This window comes from Sphingobacterium sp. IITKGP-BTPF85, from assembly GCF_001006065.1.
Taxonomy (GTDB): Bacteria; Bacteroidota; Bacteroidia; order Sphingobacteriales; family Sphingobacteriaceae; genus Sphingobacterium; species Sphingobacterium anhuiense.
This window is the reverse complement of record NZ_ASZT02000124.1, coordinates 1-16,136: the sequence shown is the minus strand read 5'-3', so window position 1 is coordinate 16,136 and position 16,136 is coordinate 1. Positions and strand designations below refer to the sequence as shown.

The following is a 16,136-nucleotide window of genomic DNA, read 5'->3' as shown; positions in this document are numbered from 1 at the left end:
CCGGGTTGATTATTTCGAAGTACTGATGACCCAGAGAGATGCATTAGAAGCAAAGTTAGAGCTGATTAAAACAAAAAAAGATCAGTTGAATACTGTCGCAAATACCTACCGTGACCTTGGCGGGGGGTGGAAATAAGATGAATATTTAAGGTAAAAAAGCAGACATTAAGGGGCTTACAGTTAATCTGTAGGCCCTTTTGCTTTATAGTTTTTTATCATGAAATTAAGAGCCACTTCTCTTCTCCAACTACGACGCTGTTTTATTGTGCTTCAGCAATAATTTTTAAAACTTTAAAAGCAAAAAACAGTTTATAGTAGAAACTATTGATTAAATTCAATAAAGGTTTAAAAAAAGTTAATTTACTAATACCAACGCTATGTGGAAGAAATACAATATAAACATCATCTTGCTTGTTTTGATCTTTACAGGTTGTAAAAACACTAAGAATGATGCGGACATCCTTTATTACGGAGGTCCAATCTTAACCATGGAAGACGGTAATCCTCAAGTGGAAGCACTTGCTATTAAGGATGGGAAAATTCTTTTTGCAGGTACGAAGAAAGAAGCCATGAATTATGCTGGTTCTAAAACCGCTGAAGTAGATTTAGAAAACAAAACGTTAATGCCCGGATTTATTGATGCACATAGTCATGTTACTTCGCGAGCAGGCATGTCTCAGGCTGTTGACCTTTCTCCAACTCCTTACGGTACAGTAAACAGTATTGCAGAACTGCAGACCACACTAAAGGATTATATCAAAAACATCAGCTGGATCCAACTACGCCAGTGATGGGGAATGGATATGACGACGCGATTATTAGTGAGCATAGACATCCGACACGTGCTGAACTGGATGCTGTAAGTACAACAAATCCCATAATCGTGATTCACACTTCAGGGCATGCCAGCGTTATCAATACGGCTATGTTCAAGTTACTACAGATTCCTGAAGATGCTAAAGATCCGCAGGGAGGACATTATGGCCGCGATCCTAAAACCCAACGTCTAAATGGGAAATTGGAAGAAAATGCCAGTTTCACGGCACTAATAAAGTTAACCTCACTTTTACCAAAACCGACCGAAACAGATGGTTTATCACAGTCCCTTAAAGATTTTTTAGCGGCGCAGGATGAATGGTTTAGTTACGGACAAACCACGATATGTGATGGCCGAACTATGGGTGTAGGACTTACCTTACTTCGAGAAGCAGCGGCCAAGAAGCTAATAAAGGCAGATATCGTTTATTTTCCTGATTTTGAAGCCAACAAAAAGGAGTGGGAATCATTTTTACCACATTACATGAAATATGAAAATAACCTCAAATTTGGAGGTTTCAAATTTTCGGATGACGGCTCTCCACAAGGTAAAACAGCCTGGTTGACACAACCCTACTTAGTTCCTCCTGAAGGACAAAACAAAGATTATAAAGGCTTCCCAATTTTTACGGATGAAGTTCTTTATGAAGATTTAAAAACGATTTTCTCAAAAAACATCACCGCCCAGCTACATGTGAACGGAGATGCTGCTATTGATCAGGCACTGCGTGTAATAGAAAAATTAAAAGAAGAAGGGATTTATAAACCGGAAATCCGTGCCACACTCATTCATGTGCAAAATAGCAGACCTGACCATATTGCGAAAATTAAAGAAGTGGGTGTCATACCTTCATACTTCTCTGGACATGTTTATTTATGGGGTGATTGGCACTACAACAGTGTCTTCGGTCCGCAAAGAGCTGCTTTTATAAGTCCTGCAAATGCTGCAAAAAATGCCGGGATTACATTTACCATACACCACGATGCTCCTGTCACGCCACCGGATCTGATAACAGGTGTGTATTCTGCTGTCAATAGAATAACACGCTCGGGTATGGTCCTGGGTGCAGATCAACGTATTCCGGTTATCGATGCGTTAAAAGCGATCACCATCAATGCCGCTTATCAATACCAAGAAGAGGATATAAAGGGTTCATTAAAAGCAGGAAAACTTGCAGACCTTGTTATTTTAAATAAAGATCCTTTGACCATTGATCCGAAAGAATTACGCTCTGTTCAGGTCTTAGAAACAATCAAGGAAGGTAAGACGGTTTATAAAAGATAAACATTAATTAAGGATCTGTATAAAAAAGCTAAAGAGAATATGTAAGGTAAAAAATCTCTTTAGCTTTTATCTTACATAACCTAAAACTCCAATGTTTTATCTCCATACTCATTTTAAAAATGACGTTAAATATCCAACGCGAACTATAATCGTAAACGGAACCCGCAACTATAAAACCTACCAGTAAATTTATTGCGAAATAATAATAAAATAAACATTTTGATCAGTTCTTTGTTTTCTCTTAATAAACCCTAAACCAACAAATTATGCCTGATTTCAACCTGAACCGTAGAAAATTTATTCAAGGTGCTACTGCTGTTTTAACTTTATCTGCTCTTCAAGCAAAAGGGGTTTCCTCTACAAGTACACTTAAAAATATGCGGGTCGGATTGATTGGAGCCGGTTGGTACGGGAAAAGCGATCTATTTAGACTCATGCAGGTACGAGATATTGATGTTGTAGCAGTCTGTGATGTGGACAGCAAACATCTGGCAGAAGCTGGAAAATTGATCAGTGAACGCCAAATATCCAGAAAAGTACCAAAACTTACAGTGATTACAGAGCAATGCTCGACGCACATAAACTGGATCTGGTACTCATCGGAACTCCCGATCACTGGCATGCGCAACAAGCTATCGACACCATAAGTTCTGGTGCACATCTTTATCTCCAAAAACCCATTAGTATTGATGTTCTTGAAGGCGAAGCGATACTGAGCACAGCAAGAAAACACAATAAAAAAGTACAGGTAGGTACACAGAGAAGAAGTACAGCCCACCTTATAGATGCTAAAAACAGAATCATAGATCAAGGACTGCTTGGTAAAATATCACATGTCGAGATGTGCTGTTATTATCATATGCGTAAAAATGGAAATCCTCCAGTAGAACCTGTTCCTGACTTTCTGGATTATGAAATGTGGACAGGCCCGGCTCCATTGCGTCCTTATGATGGTTTACCACATGGTGGCTGGTGGCGCACTTTCATGGAGTATGGTAATGGCATTACCGGCGATATGGGTATGCATATGTTCGACACTGTTCGTTGGCTTTTAGGACTTAAATGGCCAGAAAAGATTACTTCAACAGGCGGTATATTTGTGCAAAAAGGCGGAAAATCCAATATTGCGGATACACAGACTGCTATATTTGAATATCCTGACTTAAATTGCGTTTGGCAGATGCGGTCCTGGGGAACTCCTGCAGATCCAGAATACCCTTGGGCATTTGTTATCTATGGAGAAAAAGGTACTTTAAAAGGCAGTGTCATGAAATATGAGTTTATTCCGGTTGGTAAAGGAGAGCGTATTGCGATGGATGTTGTTTATGAGAAAGAAAAATTTCCCGCAGATCTCAATGAACCCAGAATCGAACTGCACACCGCTCCTGCTACCCGCCAACATATGCTGAATCTTTTATCTGCGATTGAAAATGACCATCTCCCTATTGCTGATATTGAAGAAGGACATATCTCAACTGCAAGTTGTATTCTCGCCAATCTATCCATGTTATTAAACAGACCATTGGTCTACGATCCTATTAAAAAAATATGTATTGATGATCCTGAAGCAACCAAATTATTAAGAAGACCTTATCGAGCACCTTGGAAACATCCATTTTTGGGGTAATTAGAGAAATCTAATCACTGGAGGTCTATAGATTTTTTGATCTGTTTATTAGATTCTCTTAAAATTGAATCCATATTAGTAATTTTATTTTCTTTGATAAATTTATTATTATTTACCATATCTTTTTGGATTAATTCGTAATATTCAACAGGAATTCCTTTAGCCACAAATTCTTTTTCACTTAAGTTGAAGACCATTTTATTGTCTTTACAGCAAGATTTTCATAAAGCACAATCGAAAGCTTCTTTAGCAAAACATTTTGTTCTGGAGTTCGTAAACTATCAGGCGTCTGCTGCGCATAATGGTAATCAGGTCTAAAATAAGGTTCTTCCTCCTTAGCGATTTCTTTACTTTCTACTGTATTATTACTATTCTGACAAGAAAATAATATGAATACCATAATAGGAACAATAATAAATCTCTTCATCTTAACAAGATAACTATTATTTTGCGTAATCACCTGATAAACTATCTGTTTGCTTTGTCTAAAATCATATCACTATAATATATTTATCATCGAACTCAGAGGGAGCTTCGATCTCGAGAGCCTAGCGCATAAGCGATGAAATAGAATTTAATTTGCTATATTTTTACTCATTGCTTTTATTAACTTTTCTTTCATTAAAAGTTCATACTCATATGAGGACTGTATGTCGACAGTATACATTAACAGATCATCATACAGGTTTTTATACTTTTCTTTTGAATAAGCAATTTTGAATGTTTCAATGGTCGCCGGAGGAACAAGTTTTACCAACTCATTCCCAAGAACTGCACCTGCCATCATTGCACTCCCCACTAATAATCTATCGCCTAATGGAGTTTCCTGCTCATCAATCGCTATCTGATTGCCATATATATTCTTTCCAGTATTATTTACTGTGTTTGTATACTTTGGATCAGCGATTACGTCAACAGCCGATTGTGCAATATGCCGAAAAACGGGAACATTTTTCTTTTTATCAAATTTAATTTTTAAGGACTTAAGGGACTCTGGCTTAATTGCATTGATCCCTTTATCAGTCATTATCTCCACCTGATCGGGTGTAGCTTTTTGCAAAATACCTTTGATAATTCCATCAGATGTCTTAGCTATAACTTTATAAACTGAAATCTCCCGCTCTCCTACTAGCTTAGCATTTTGTGCTCTTACTGACATTACGGAGAAAAAAAATAGACTTATAAGTACTAAATATTTTTTCATTCGATAAATATAAGGTTATTTAATATGATGGCAATATTTATTTGGTTACTGTAAAATCCTATAATAGCCTTTAAAATTAAATCCTAAGTAGCAATCAAATATAAGTTCGGCAACTTACGCTAGTTTTTGCCAAACTTATAACACAATCCCGCTCACAAGACTATTCCATTAAATATTTCCAACTTCCATGAATATCTTTTATCTCCCAAGATTCAACTTTAGTTTTATAATTATTAAAATGAGTGGTATCCCATTTGGTGATGTGATATCCCCTGCAGAGCTTACAATAGTAAGCTCTCTTGCAAGCATATTTTCCCATCCGATGTTTGATACGCTTACCGTCTGTCTTGTTTCTAATCCGTGATTTGAATTTAAATTGGAGCATTGCCCCCTGTGCTTCGATCATTGATGGAAATCCAACTTTTCCAGTTGCACGGCATTTCCATCTTCTCCCCTTTAATGTTTCCATAATCCGTTATTTTAAAACGTTTATATTTCAGTAAATTATTCCTTTTCAATAGGCACCTGAAGCATGACCCAGCCCTTGATACGTCTAGCTATTTTTGCTGATACCTCAAAATCGACCTTCCCTTCGAAAGGAACTTTCAGTACAATCCGAAGCCTTCCCCCTTTTAAGAGATTGCAAGCGTGTATCATATCAGCAGCTACTGCATGATAGCGGCCTATCTTCTGTACAAATCCATTTGTGTCACGTACCACTTCATTTAAGCTCCGTTGCTCACAGGCTATAGGCTCACCCATATCCGTCTTTAGGTAAAGCTGTACGATCGGCGTATTATTATTGTTCTCAAATGCAAATAGACCTAGTTCGGAATACATAATTTTTTGAGTGAGAAATCTGTTGTTTAATAAAAATTCCTCCTGCTCTGGATCGATTGATTTTACCCGAGAAAGATCTATTTCTTCCGTTAGATCCGTTTCCTTTTCAGCCCCCTCTGCCACAGTAATTTCTTCGGCCTCATTTTCAATCGATGACATGCTTTGTAACTGTTCATTAAGAATTGAAATCTTTAGATCCCGATGCAATACCATCCGCTCTAATTCAAGAATAGAGCACCTCCTTTTACGATCGAGAGCAACAAAAAAACAGCTTGTATACAAGATATTCAAGAACAGGACACCGCCAAAAATCACCAATAGCGGAAGTCAGAGCCACTCATCCTTCGGTATAGCCACAGGTCTAATCACCCCAAATAAAAATAGTGTAGGCAGTAAACAGCAAGTGAAAAGTTGGGTAGCAAAACGTTTTTGTGGATTCAGTAACCAGTTCTGCTTTCTATCAAGTACGATGATCAATGCCCGGATATAAAAGAAAGCTAGGAATACGATCAATACATAAAACAGATAGCTCACAACGACCGAGGTGTTTTCAAGCCAGGCAGCAGCAGCCCCAAGGTAACCCAGATACCAGCATACACCGCCAAAGGCAAAAGAAGCAATACATAACCAAATAAAATCTGGATAATGCACGTCTACTTCCGTACCCTTGGGATACATGATCAATTGGCTACTTTTCATAATTAATAGTTTTAATCGCACACTGCCCCATAGCTGCTAAATTATTAAACAGCTATGATAGCAGTGTATTATGAAATTTCTTGTCAGTAAGAATTTTTCGTTATCTAAATTTAGCCAATATTTCGATAAGCAGTATACTTAATTAGGAAAACGTAGCAAACCTATTTGTCAGAAAGTGGCAATAAGTATCTTAAATCAAAAAAATAACTCCCTTCGCTGTTGTAATTCCGGTTCTTATTGGGAAAAGAAGACTCTTAATGTAAAAAATATGCTCTTATTGAAATATATATAACATTTAGACATAATAGCTGTGTTTATGGGTAATTTTAATTCACAATAAACAATTGATATAAATCGCTGCGTATGAGAATAATAAACAAAAATTTCAGCTTGTTCAGTCGCAATTATATACTTATTATACTAGCAGTCTTAGTCACATTGTATGGACTTTTTTAGCATCAACATTCTATTTACAAGTTTACAGTATTGGCATCCTTGTTTTGCTGATTCCTTGTTTGGAGATTCGTAATCATCAGGTCGTGATGCAACTTTTCTTTATTTTTTTTATCTGCATGATGATCAGCAGTATTTCAGTTTTTGATCGTCTGCCCTATAAGTTGCTACTGGTTTCACAGCCGTTTTGGATCGCTTTAAAATATGGAATAGCCTTAGCTTTAGGTGTATGCAGCCTTGCATATTTCTTATTTTATAAAAATACAAACCTGATCAAGATCTGCTGTATTCAATTTCCGATCATGATTATTACCTGCACTTGGTATATACGTATGATCCTGATCTTGAATAACTGTCAATATATACCAAATGCAAAATCGGTACACATTCCTGCAGTCGTGATCCAAAAATGCCCTGTCTGTTGTGATATCCATGAACTATGGTTTTCATTTCATCTTGAAGGTAAAGATCACCATGTTTCTATGGATGTCAATCCCAGGTTGCATGAGCGCAGCAAAGAAGGTGATACACTTATATTGCAGGTGCACCCAGGCGCATACGGCTGGCCCTGGTACCATAAAGATATCAAAAGGAGGTATAAATGATCGTAAGTCTACAGTCCCTTACACTACAGGTAGAAACCCTCGAACGTCTAGACGCGAAGGAAATACCATCTCGGTTATATTCCATTTCAGTAGCTTGTTCCGATAATTTTTCTGAGTCATTGCACGCCTATCGTCAGGCCATTAGCGTCGATACCGCCCGTCAGGCGGTACGCTTATATCACACGCAATTACTTCGTCTGCACCAGAAACTCAATGGCTTCTGTTTGGATCGAAATATAGAAGATCGTAGTGCTTTATCAGCACTAGAAGAACTGCTCGAGCGGATTGAATTTTTGTTTAAAAATGATATCGATCCGGGTACAATACTTCCGAATCATTATCAGCACAAGATCAGGACATATGTCGAGAACCATATCCACAGCATATTTGACAGATTAGCAAACAAGCAGATCCCTCAGGTATACCTGGACGAAATCCTTTCCGCGATTAACAGTCTTTTTGAAGAAGGTAAGATCCCTTATATCCAATATCGGCACCAAGATTATTTAATCCAGTTTGTGGATGCACTGCACCAGCTGGCCAAAGACGACCGCAGCAATAAAAACTGGCAATTTCGCTTTTTGGTATTGATGATCAACTTCAATTTTAACCATATGGGATTTTTCAACCGCTGGAAAGAAATGTATATGGACGATCCATCCTTTATGGATGGCCTGTTGCGCTTTCCCAAACATTTCTCCTGTATTCGGGGCTTTGCTTACAATAACAATAGCACCAGTTTACTCAAACTGATGTGCGAATATGTACAAACTAAAACCAATGGATCACACCACGCAGCCATTGATCAAGTCGAACAATACCTCCATAGCAACTTAAATGGCAAAGAGCTTACGCTCTGGATGGATCTATGCGTCAAAGCCGGGGTCACGCAATCTTCAGAAAAAAAAGAAGTGGCTTATGAATTCTCTAAATTGATCAAAACCAAGGATGGGAAATTACTTTCAACACATAGCCTAACTAAAAGTGATAAAACTTCAGAATATGAAGCTGCCGCAAACATTGATCAAATATTAATGGTCATGCGGAACGAATTACATAAAAAATTTCCTGATTTACGCAGTTAAATACAAAAAAATGAAAAAAGTAGGGGTATACCCCCATTACCCCTACGATTCTTGCCAAATATTATTGAAAAAAGTAGCCTAATTGATCCCAATACCCGAAATCATCTAGCAGGCAAAATTGCCCAAATTCCTATCCACTACCCCCTCAACCCATTCAAAAGCATTTTAAAGCGTACATCACCTTATAAAAACAAGCTTTCACTACCCCTACGGTCAGCATTTTTCCATATTATCTTTGTTTTGAAGCGTACGAATAAGCATAAGCTGACGCTTAAACAGGTCGCCCCGTCACAACGGGGAGTAAAGGACAGTGGCGCCCTGTTTTTAAAAATAAATAGTAAAACGCCTGCTATAAATAGTAACGGTTAGGAAATAAATAGTAATACAGCATAAATAAATAATTGACGCTATGGACACTAATAAAAACATCAATATAATATATGGGCTACTACGGATAGTGATGCTCCTTTTTTGGATCTATGTCGGTATAGACAAAGTATGGCAGCTCCATGCTTTTAAGATCGCACTTACACAGCAGCCCATTATCAGCTATTTTGCACCTGTACTTTTCTGGTTACTGCCGGTATTAGAAGTAAGTCTAGGCTTATTGTTAGCATTTCCATCACAGAAAGTACAGTCTTGGGGCTGGAAAGCTTCAATCCTACTTATTTCAGTCTTTACAGTCTATACCGCGTTAGGGGTATTAGATGTGTATGAGCAGAAACCCTGTATGTGCAGCAGCTTTTTGAGCAACGTCTCTTGGAACACCCATCTCGTGATCAACAGCGTTATCCTAGCTTTATCGATACTTGGAAAGATATTAAATAAATCATTTTATAGAAGTGCTAACAAGGCACCTTCAAATATTAAAACTAGCATTATCCTGCTGTTGATCGGATTTATAGCCATGAGTATCTATACCTACAATAGTACAACCCGTATTAGGGCAATAAATCATTGGCATACACCGGAAAGCCTATATTATCAAGAGCATAATACCGTCATGAGCCCCTTAAAAGGCTTACTGGCGTCCACATATGATCGGTACTTAGAACCGTACCGACAATTTTTTACCAAAGGTTTGCAGGCCGCTACAATTACTAACCCGTTATTGGTCTGCAATACAGAAAGGAGGATAGCAGTATGCTAACCAAATTTTTAAACAATTATGGCTACATGATATTAGGAGGAGCCATGATTTTCGGTTTTTCAGCATTTAAAAGTGCTGAGGTTTATTCAGGGAAAAAATTAAGCCCTGTAACAGTTGTTTTTGATGGAGATCCTACGAATCCCGGCGAAGTCGCCGATGAATCGAACTGGAAAATCTCCTCGAGCAGTCCATCCTGTGAGGGTGAGAACTTAGCTTGTTCTATGGAAGTGGAATCAACTGATTTGACTTCGAGTGGAGAACTCGATCCAACGAAAATTCAGTTGGATGAAAGTTTCACAGGATCAGGTTATATCCCTCAAAGAAATGGTGGTAATAGCCAAACTGAACTTCAAATCCACAACAGGAATTAGTTCTCTTTAGCTATCATTAAAATCAATTTGGAAATTAAGAAATCCAAACTGATGTAATGAGCTATTACAAAAAAAGAAAGCAGAATCAAAAAGATTCTGCTTTCTCCTTAAAACAGCTACTGACACGAACTATCTATGCATCCTATATTCAGACAGGATTTTGAGGTATCCCTGTTGTTTTTATCACATCTTCAGGAAGTGGTATTGCATAGCGATTATCCCCAGGCCTTAGGCCATATTCTTTTCCGTTGACCACTCGTTTTATATAAATCTGCTTTCCTTCCTGATTTAACCGCTTTAAATCGATCCATCTCAGACCCCGAAATAAAAGTTCCTTTCTTCTTTCTTCCAGCACAAAATCAAGAGCCATATCTTTATTATTAAAGTTACTAGCTAGATAAGCTCCAGTTTTATACCTGTGAGTCAACAGATAATCCATATCATTCAAGCCGCTTTTAACATTTCCTAATCTTACCAGACATTCTGAGCGTATCAGGAACATTTCATCAACAGCAAGCCCGCCAAATAAGTTTGCGCTTCCCGAATAGCTTCCCTTAAATGAAACATAACCATCTGCATTTACTTTGAAAAACGCAAGTTTTCTTAGATCGTCATGCCGATAAGACTGATATAGGTTTGTATCTATATTTGCATAGTTGATACCTATTTGTGCATTAATCGTCACAAGTTCAAAATATCCCAATGTCTCCTTATTAAACCTCGCCAAGGGATATGAACTTTTTACATCGATTAGAGTTGCGTCATTAAAATCAAGAAGTTCATGTTTTACGGATAGGACTTTATCTGCATAATAATATGCTGAGTCGTATTTCGCCATCGAAAGATAAGTTCTGGCCAATGCGCCATATGCCGCCAGTTTGGAAGGTCTCATGCTATGTATTGCATGCTCCGACAATAATTCGGCAGCTTGCAAAAGATCATTCAAAATAACCCGATAAGACTGTGATACGGTCGAACGTTCGGATTTCATATTGAAATCTGGGGACTCACGCAGCACTATTCCGAGATCTGCGGATGATGTCTTTTCATTAAACGCTTTACTGTATGTCCAAACCAAACTAAGGTATTGACTAGCTCTATAAAAAAGAGCGCTACCTTTCACATTATTCCAATCATCTGTATTAAGAGCTGTCCTTTCTATTCCTTTCAGTTTATCGAGCACCAGATTGCAATTGTAAACAGGTATATACGCCTTAGCCCAATCATTATTAAAATTATAAACAGGATTTTCCCATGTATAAAACATTCTGCCCTCTTCACTTAAGCCGTCAAATACCCGTTGCTTCAAAAAATAATCATCAGCTGAAACTTCTCCAATAGAACAAAAATTAAGGTTGATGTTCTGGGCACCATCCAAAATCTGTTGAAGATCAATCAAGTCTTTCGGCACTACCTGATTTTTGTTAGATTGAACATCCAAATATTTATTACAAGCACCAAAAAAAGGGGAAATACAAAAATCAATATGCCATAAAATTGGCATTGTTTAATTACATTTTTCATATCGAAATTTATTAGGTCAATAATTTAGCTGAAAGCCTAGGGACAATGGTTTTGGAGGTTTTATCTGATATGGGAACTCGGGATCAATATGTTTCTTATTGCTCGTCCAAATCAGTCCAAGATTACTTGCATTGGCATAAACCTTTAACTTCATCTTTCGCTTGGGTACATTAAAATCCTTGGTCCACGCAAGGTTCACATACTCCAATCTAAGGTGATCAGCTTTCAACACATTAACTTCAGATTGTTGATAAAAAGCGTCCCTAAACGATTCTAGTGGATATTGCAGTGCTGGCATAACTTTATAAGCCTCATCCCCACTATTCTGCCATCGCAGTTCAAAATCAGGATAGGCCACTCCCTTATTAAACAGATTATAATAAGAAGTTGCAGGTTTTCTAAAGTAATAATCGGCTTTGAAACTGACATTAAAAGACAGACTCCAATCTTTCCACTCAAATGAATTTGACAACGAACCGAAAACCTGAGGTTTAGCAGATCCATAAAAAACGATGCTGCCTCCTGCTGTGCCATCATTCAAAGAAGAATTATTGATACCTGTATAATCTTTGCTCCCTTTACCATTAAGGATTCCCTGAGGATTTCCTTGATCATCCAGCCCCATCCAAGCAAAGGCAGCAATCGCGTTGAGCGGCATACCTGTTATGGGTGTTATTGCATTGCCATCGCCCAGAAAGGAGAAAACACCAGTATTCAGCTTACGATAGTAAGCTATTGTTTTATTCTTGTTCAAATTCAATAAAAGATGAGAATTCCACTTAATTTGTTTATCAATATTTTTAGTTGTCAAGTTGAAATCCCAACCTTTGCCCCTCATTGACGCAACGTTTTTAGTTACTGTATTGGATTTACCCCAGGTAGTATAGTCAAATTCGGTAAGTCCATACAAGTCTTTGCCAGTTTTGATATAAAAGTCAATACTACCTGCTATCCGATTTTTAAAAACCGAAAAATCCATTCCGAGATTGAATGTAGAAACTTTTTCCCAGCGCAGCGATGGGTCGTTCAACGTTGAAATGGTCAAAGCGGGAAATCTAGTATACGTACCAGAGGTCACACTAGCAATGGCTCTGGCGTCTTACGTAAATCAACATTTCCGCTATAGCCATACGTAGCACGTAACTTCAGCCTATCGATCTTTTTCAATTGTAAAAATTCCTCTTTTCTAATATCCCAAGACATACCTGCGGACCACAGCGGTGTCCACTTTTCATTGGTACGCGCTCCAAAGATATTTGCACCATCCTTTCTAAAACTACCGGACCATGCGTACTTATCTTTAAATATGTAGCTCCAATTAGCATATAGCGAGACAAATCTATTTATACGCTCAGTGAAAGTGGGATTTCCCGGAATTCCCAAGGGAATCATAGAAGGCAAAATGGTAAAATAGGTCGTATAGTCAACTGGGATTGTTTGCAAAGGCTTTTCTTTATAACCATACACCCGATAATTTTCTCCATTAGCTACTGTTTCCCGGATCTCTCCTCCCAGCATTCCGATCAGACGATGTATGCGCCAAGATTTGTTTAGATTCAATTGTGTTCGGGCAGTATAAGATTGTCCGCTGGAAATATCTGCATTTCTAATTCCGCCTTTTGGAATGTGGTAGGTCACTGTATTTCCACCGTTTGATACTTCCATATATTGATTGACACTCTTTCTCGCGTAATAACTTTGCTCTTTAAAAAGATCTTGAGCATCTGTTGTTTGCGATTGATATTGAAATCCGACGTTTAGATCCAAAAAAGGAAAAAATTTATATTTACCATTTATTGTTGCAAACCATTCATTCAAACGAGTTGTGGTCGTTGAATTTCTATAGTCGGATAATGGATAATACCCCCAATCCATATAAGGTTGACCGTAGTTTTCAGACATATATGTTTCTCTAAAATCCGGAGAGAATGCGCGCTCTGTTCCATCACTTCTATAAAAACTCAAATAGGGTACCGACTTGCCATTATAAGTTAGCGACTCATAGGTAGGTTTTCCTGAGAGATCAAGACTATTTGTAAAGAAAAGGTTAAATTCAATATTCAACCTCTCGGTCGGATGGAAACTATTGGTCAACCGCAAGTTGAGCTTTTTGAAACGACCTGCATATTCATTTATATCTTTGGTATACCCGCCATAAAATCCATAAGCATATTGCTGGCTACTCCCTGAAAAGTTCAGCGAATATTGTTGAGAAAAAGGGTTTTCAAGAAACAGATCGCTATACTCCTTCCTTCCATTATTTAACAAAAGCTCAGCGATCATGCCGGCTGAGTCCCCCGGCGTCAGCAATCCACGTTTGGCCCGATCAAATATATCAATGGCAGGAGTTACTGAGATAAATGGAGATCTATCCGTTATCTTATCGTAAAATCCATTTTTAAAAAGCATTGACTCTATAGCAATATAGTCGCTATTTGAAGGCTGATACCGTTGCCTGAGATCTGGCTTAGTTCTAGAAATTAGCGTGCTTCCAAAAGAAAGGTTAATATTCCCAGCATTATTCCGGCTACCTTTCTTCGATGAAATAACAACAACCCCATTGCCCGCTCTCGCCCCCCATATCGCGCTAGCCGCCGCATCTTTTAATATTGTGATTGACTCTACGCTATTGGGATCTATATTTGCGACATCGCCTTCATATATAAATCCATCCAGCACGATCAAGGGATCAAGGTTTCCTTCGATAGTACTCAAACCGCGAACAGAAAAGTTTAACTTTTGTCGATCTGGAACAGTAGTGGGTTTATTTTCAAACCTTAAGCCTGAAGCCACATTATTGAGCCGATCCAAAATACGGGTCCCGGTCTGTTGATTAAGCATATCGTTAGATATGACGTCCACAGCACCGGTCGTCTCATTCGGTTTAAGGATCTGATACCCCGTGTTGATCTCCACCTCATCCAAATAATTATTTGTAGCCGTCATCATGACTTTATCATCTGCAACCAGATCTTTTATCGTCAGCCTCAATTCTTGATAGCCCAAAATCGAAAAACGTATGGTATCAGTTAGTTTTCCTTTAAACTGAAAGCTTCCATCCGCTTCACTCTTGAAGCTGAATTTTGACTTAATATTCTGAACAGTGACACCCGGAAGTGGACGATTATTTTCTTTCGAAACGACCGTACCACTGATCATACTTTGACCAGATGAGGTAAATCCGTACAGCCCAAAAAATAGTATAAGTAAAAACCTCATGACCCGCTCTCCTCTCCCACATTATTCGGTGAAAATCTAGCATATAGAAGGGATTTGTTTAGCGGAACTAATTCTAATCCCATACTATCCAGAAATGACATTCGTTTATGATCGTCCCAGTCACCAAAATCCCTTGGGATTGTAATATCTACACGTAGCTGATTATTTTCCTCTAACAACAGCGGTCTAATAAAATAAAGGCTTAGATTGTCTATCAACAGTTCCAAAGGAATATTACGAAATTTCATTTCAGTTTTTGAATCTCCCGTAAAGACCTCCGGAATCCCACCTCTACTTTTATCTCTTCAATCTTTGCATTAGGTACAATCTTCCACACATCGATCGGCTTCTCCGCTACCGAGATATCTATTCCAAAAAACTGTTTAAAATCTTCCCTAAAACTTTGTTTTACCGTAGCTTTTGATACCTGCCCCTTGACAAGCATCTCATAGGAGAATATATTTTTATAACCAGTCGCGAGTATTTCTCGCTTATTATAAAAGCGAGCCTCTGAATCAAAGACCCAATGTCTCCACGGAATTCCTTTCAGTTCTTTATCAAATGCCATTGCTAAAAGCACTGGAAAACTTAGATTAACGATCTGGAAACTTGTATGATCTTCATTAAATGAATATTTCCCATAACTGGGGCTTTGTCCTTCCTCATATGTTTTAAATAATGAACCACCGTAGCAACCATTAAATAACCAATGATCAGATATTTTAGACTTTTCACTATCCCTTCTAAGCTCTTTCTGGTGGAGATTTACATTTCCATTACTTAGAACAGCATTAATATTCTCTCTTGTTAGCGCATTAGGATAAGTATTCGCAACAAGCATACCCTCTTTATTAATCCATACAACATGGGGCAGTGTGTTATGCGGGAATAGTTTCTGAAATAGTGTATCTCCAAAAATATATGGTAAATCGGCCTGGTAATCATATTTATCTGTATACCTCTTTATTACTTCATTTACCCGTTTATGCGTATCTTTTGTTTGAATACTATTGACAAGAAATACCTCAATATTATCCTTTCTTATATTTTTTACCTCTTGCATATGCGGAAATCCTTCAATACACGAAGGACACCAGGTCGCCCAGAAATCTAATATGATCAGCTTTCCTTTGAGGTCTGAAAACTTGATTGTTTTCTTTTTGCCGTCAAAATAGTTGAGTTCAAGTGTTTGGCTCCAAACAGCATCGGGGATCTTGTCTCCGGCTTTAGCGCCATAAGATGAGATAACCCATCAGCC

Annotated in this window: 18 protein-coding genes; 8 read left to right on the top strand and 10 right to left on the bottom strand. The window is 38.1% G+C overall.

The features are described from left to right. The first annotated feature begins 377 nt into the window (after window positions 1–377). The 4 genes from L950_RS30770 (at window position 378) to L950_RS19365 (ending at window position 3,728) form a co-directional block, all read left to right on the top strand. Complete coding sequence (locus L950_RS30770; protein ID WP_021191004.1) at window positions 378–791, top strand: amidohydrolase family protein; 414 nt, start codon at window positions 378–380, stop codon at window positions 789–791. Continuing rightward, window positions 791–2,101, top strand: coding sequence for an amidohydrolase (locus L950_RS19370; RefSeq protein WP_021191003.1), 1,311 nt, complete (start codon window positions 791–793; stop codon window positions 2,099–2,101). The genes L950_RS30770 and L950_RS19370 overlap by 1 nt, the downstream gene beginning before the upstream one ends. 266 nt (window positions 2,102–2,367) lie before the next feature. Then, window positions 2,368–2,748, top strand: a complete 381-nt coding sequence (locus tag L950_RS30765) for a hypothetical protein (protein ID WP_197086567.1) — start codon at window positions 2,368–2,370, stop codon at window positions 2,746–2,748. Then, window positions 2,667–3,728, top strand: a complete 1,062-nt coding sequence (locus tag L950_RS19365) for a Gfo/Idh/MocA family protein (RefSeq protein WP_197086566.1) — start codon at window positions 2,667–2,669, stop codon at window positions 3,726–3,728. The genes L950_RS30765 and L950_RS19365 overlap by 82 nt, the downstream gene beginning before the upstream one ends. A 181-nt stretch (window positions 3,729–3,909) precedes the next feature. Here the strand turns inward: L950_RS19365 and L950_RS19355 are convergent, their stop codons facing one another. From L950_RS19355 to L950_RS19335, 5 genes are all read right to left on the bottom strand, one after another. Continuing rightward, window positions 3,910–4,155 (bottom strand): hypothetical protein, encoded by a 246-nt coding sequence (locus L950_RS19355; protein ID WP_021191001.1) that lies wholly within the window; start codon window positions 4,153–4,155, stop codon window positions 3,910–3,912. A gap of 147 nt (window positions 4,156–4,302) precedes the next feature. Beyond that, window positions 4,303–4,932: a hypothetical protein gene (locus tag L950_RS19350; protein WP_021191000.1), complete on the bottom strand. Its 630-nt coding sequence runs from the start codon at window positions 4,930–4,932 to the stop codon at window positions 4,303–4,305. A gap of 160 nt (window positions 4,933–5,092) precedes the next feature. Further along, window positions 5,093–5,401, bottom strand: a complete 309-nt coding sequence (locus L950_RS19345; RefSeq protein WP_021190999.1) for a hypothetical protein — start codon at window positions 5,399–5,401, stop codon at window positions 5,093–5,095. Window positions 5,402–5,436: 35 nt separating this feature from the next. Beyond that, a complete protein-coding gene (locus L950_RS19340; RefSeq protein ID WP_156169765.1) occupies window positions 5,437–5,931 on the bottom strand; it encodes a hypothetical protein in 495 nt (164 codons plus the stop codon). A 168-nt stretch (window positions 5,932–6,099) separates the two neighbouring features. Further along, window positions 6,100–6,471 (bottom strand): hypothetical protein, encoded by a 372-nt coding sequence (locus L950_RS19335; protein ID WP_021190997.1) that lies wholly within the window; start codon window positions 6,469–6,471, stop codon window positions 6,100–6,102. A gap of 515 nt (window positions 6,472–6,986) precedes the next feature. On the opposite strand from L950_RS19335, the gene L950_RS19330 reads away from it, so the two are divergent. The 4 genes from L950_RS19330 to L950_RS19310 all read left to right on the top strand — a co-directional run bounded on the left by L950_RS19330 (window position 6,987) and on the right by L950_RS19310 (window position 10,135). Beyond that, the gene (locus L950_RS19330) at window positions 6,987–7,529 is read left to right on the top strand and encodes a hypothetical protein (RefSeq protein ID WP_021190996.1); all 543 of its coding nucleotides are present in this window, start codon (window positions 6,987–6,989) and stop codon (window positions 7,527–7,529) included. Next, window positions 7,526–8,614, top strand: coding sequence for a hypothetical protein (locus L950_RS19325; protein ID WP_046792078.1), 1,089 nt, complete (start codon window positions 7,526–7,528; stop codon window positions 8,612–8,614). Before L950_RS19330 ends, L950_RS19325 begins: the two co-directional genes overlap by 4 nt. A gap of 409 nt (window positions 8,615–9,023) precedes the next feature. Continuing rightward, window positions 9,024–9,764: a MauE/DoxX family redox-associated membrane protein gene (locus L950_RS19315; RefSeq protein ID WP_021190993.1), complete on the top strand. Its 741-nt coding sequence runs from the start codon at window positions 9,024–9,026 to the stop codon at window positions 9,762–9,764. After that, window positions 9,758–10,135 carry a hypothetical protein gene (locus tag L950_RS19310; RefSeq protein WP_021190992.1) on the top strand — a complete coding sequence of 126 codons (378 nt, stop codon included), beginning with the start codon at window positions 9,758–9,760 and terminating at the stop codon, window positions 10,133–10,135. Before L950_RS19315 ends, L950_RS19310 begins: the two co-directional genes overlap by 7 nt. A 148-nt stretch (window positions 10,136–10,283) precedes the next feature. Here the strand turns inward: L950_RS19310 and L950_RS19305 are convergent, their stop codons facing one another. The 5 genes from L950_RS19305 to L950_RS19285 are packed head-to-tail and all read right to left on the bottom strand — an operon-like array spanning window position 10,284 to window position 16,124. Further along, window positions 10,284–11,639 (bottom strand): RagB/SusD family nutrient uptake outer membrane protein, encoded by a 1,356-nt coding sequence (locus tag L950_RS19305; protein ID WP_021190990.1) that lies wholly within the window; start codon window positions 11,637–11,639, stop codon window positions 10,284–10,286. A gap of 36 nt (window positions 11,640–11,675) precedes the next feature. Continuing rightward, entirely contained in the window at window positions 11,676–12,689 is a 1,014-nt protein-coding gene (locus tag L950_RS19300) for a TonB-dependent receptor (RefSeq protein ID WP_197086565.1), read from the bottom strand. A gap of 44 nt (window positions 12,690–12,733) precedes the next feature. After that, complete coding sequence (locus L950_RS19295) at window positions 12,734–14,878, bottom strand: TonB-dependent receptor plug domain-containing protein (protein WP_031288881.1); 2,145 nt, start codon at window positions 14,876–14,878, stop codon at window positions 12,734–12,736. After that, a complete protein-coding gene (locus L950_RS19290; RefSeq protein WP_021190989.1) occupies window positions 14,875–15,126 on the bottom strand; it encodes a hypothetical protein in 252 nt (83 codons plus the stop codon). The genes L950_RS19295 and L950_RS19290 overlap by 4 nt, the downstream gene beginning before the upstream one ends. Further along, on the bottom strand, window positions 15,123–16,124 hold the full coding sequence (locus L950_RS19285; protein ID WP_084825501.1) for a TlpA family protein disulfide reductase: 1,002 nt from the start codon (window positions 16,122–16,124) through the stop codon (window positions 15,123–15,125). Before L950_RS19285 ends, L950_RS19290 begins: the two co-directional genes overlap by 4 nt. Between the last annotated feature and the right edge of the window lie 12 nt (window positions 16,125–16,136).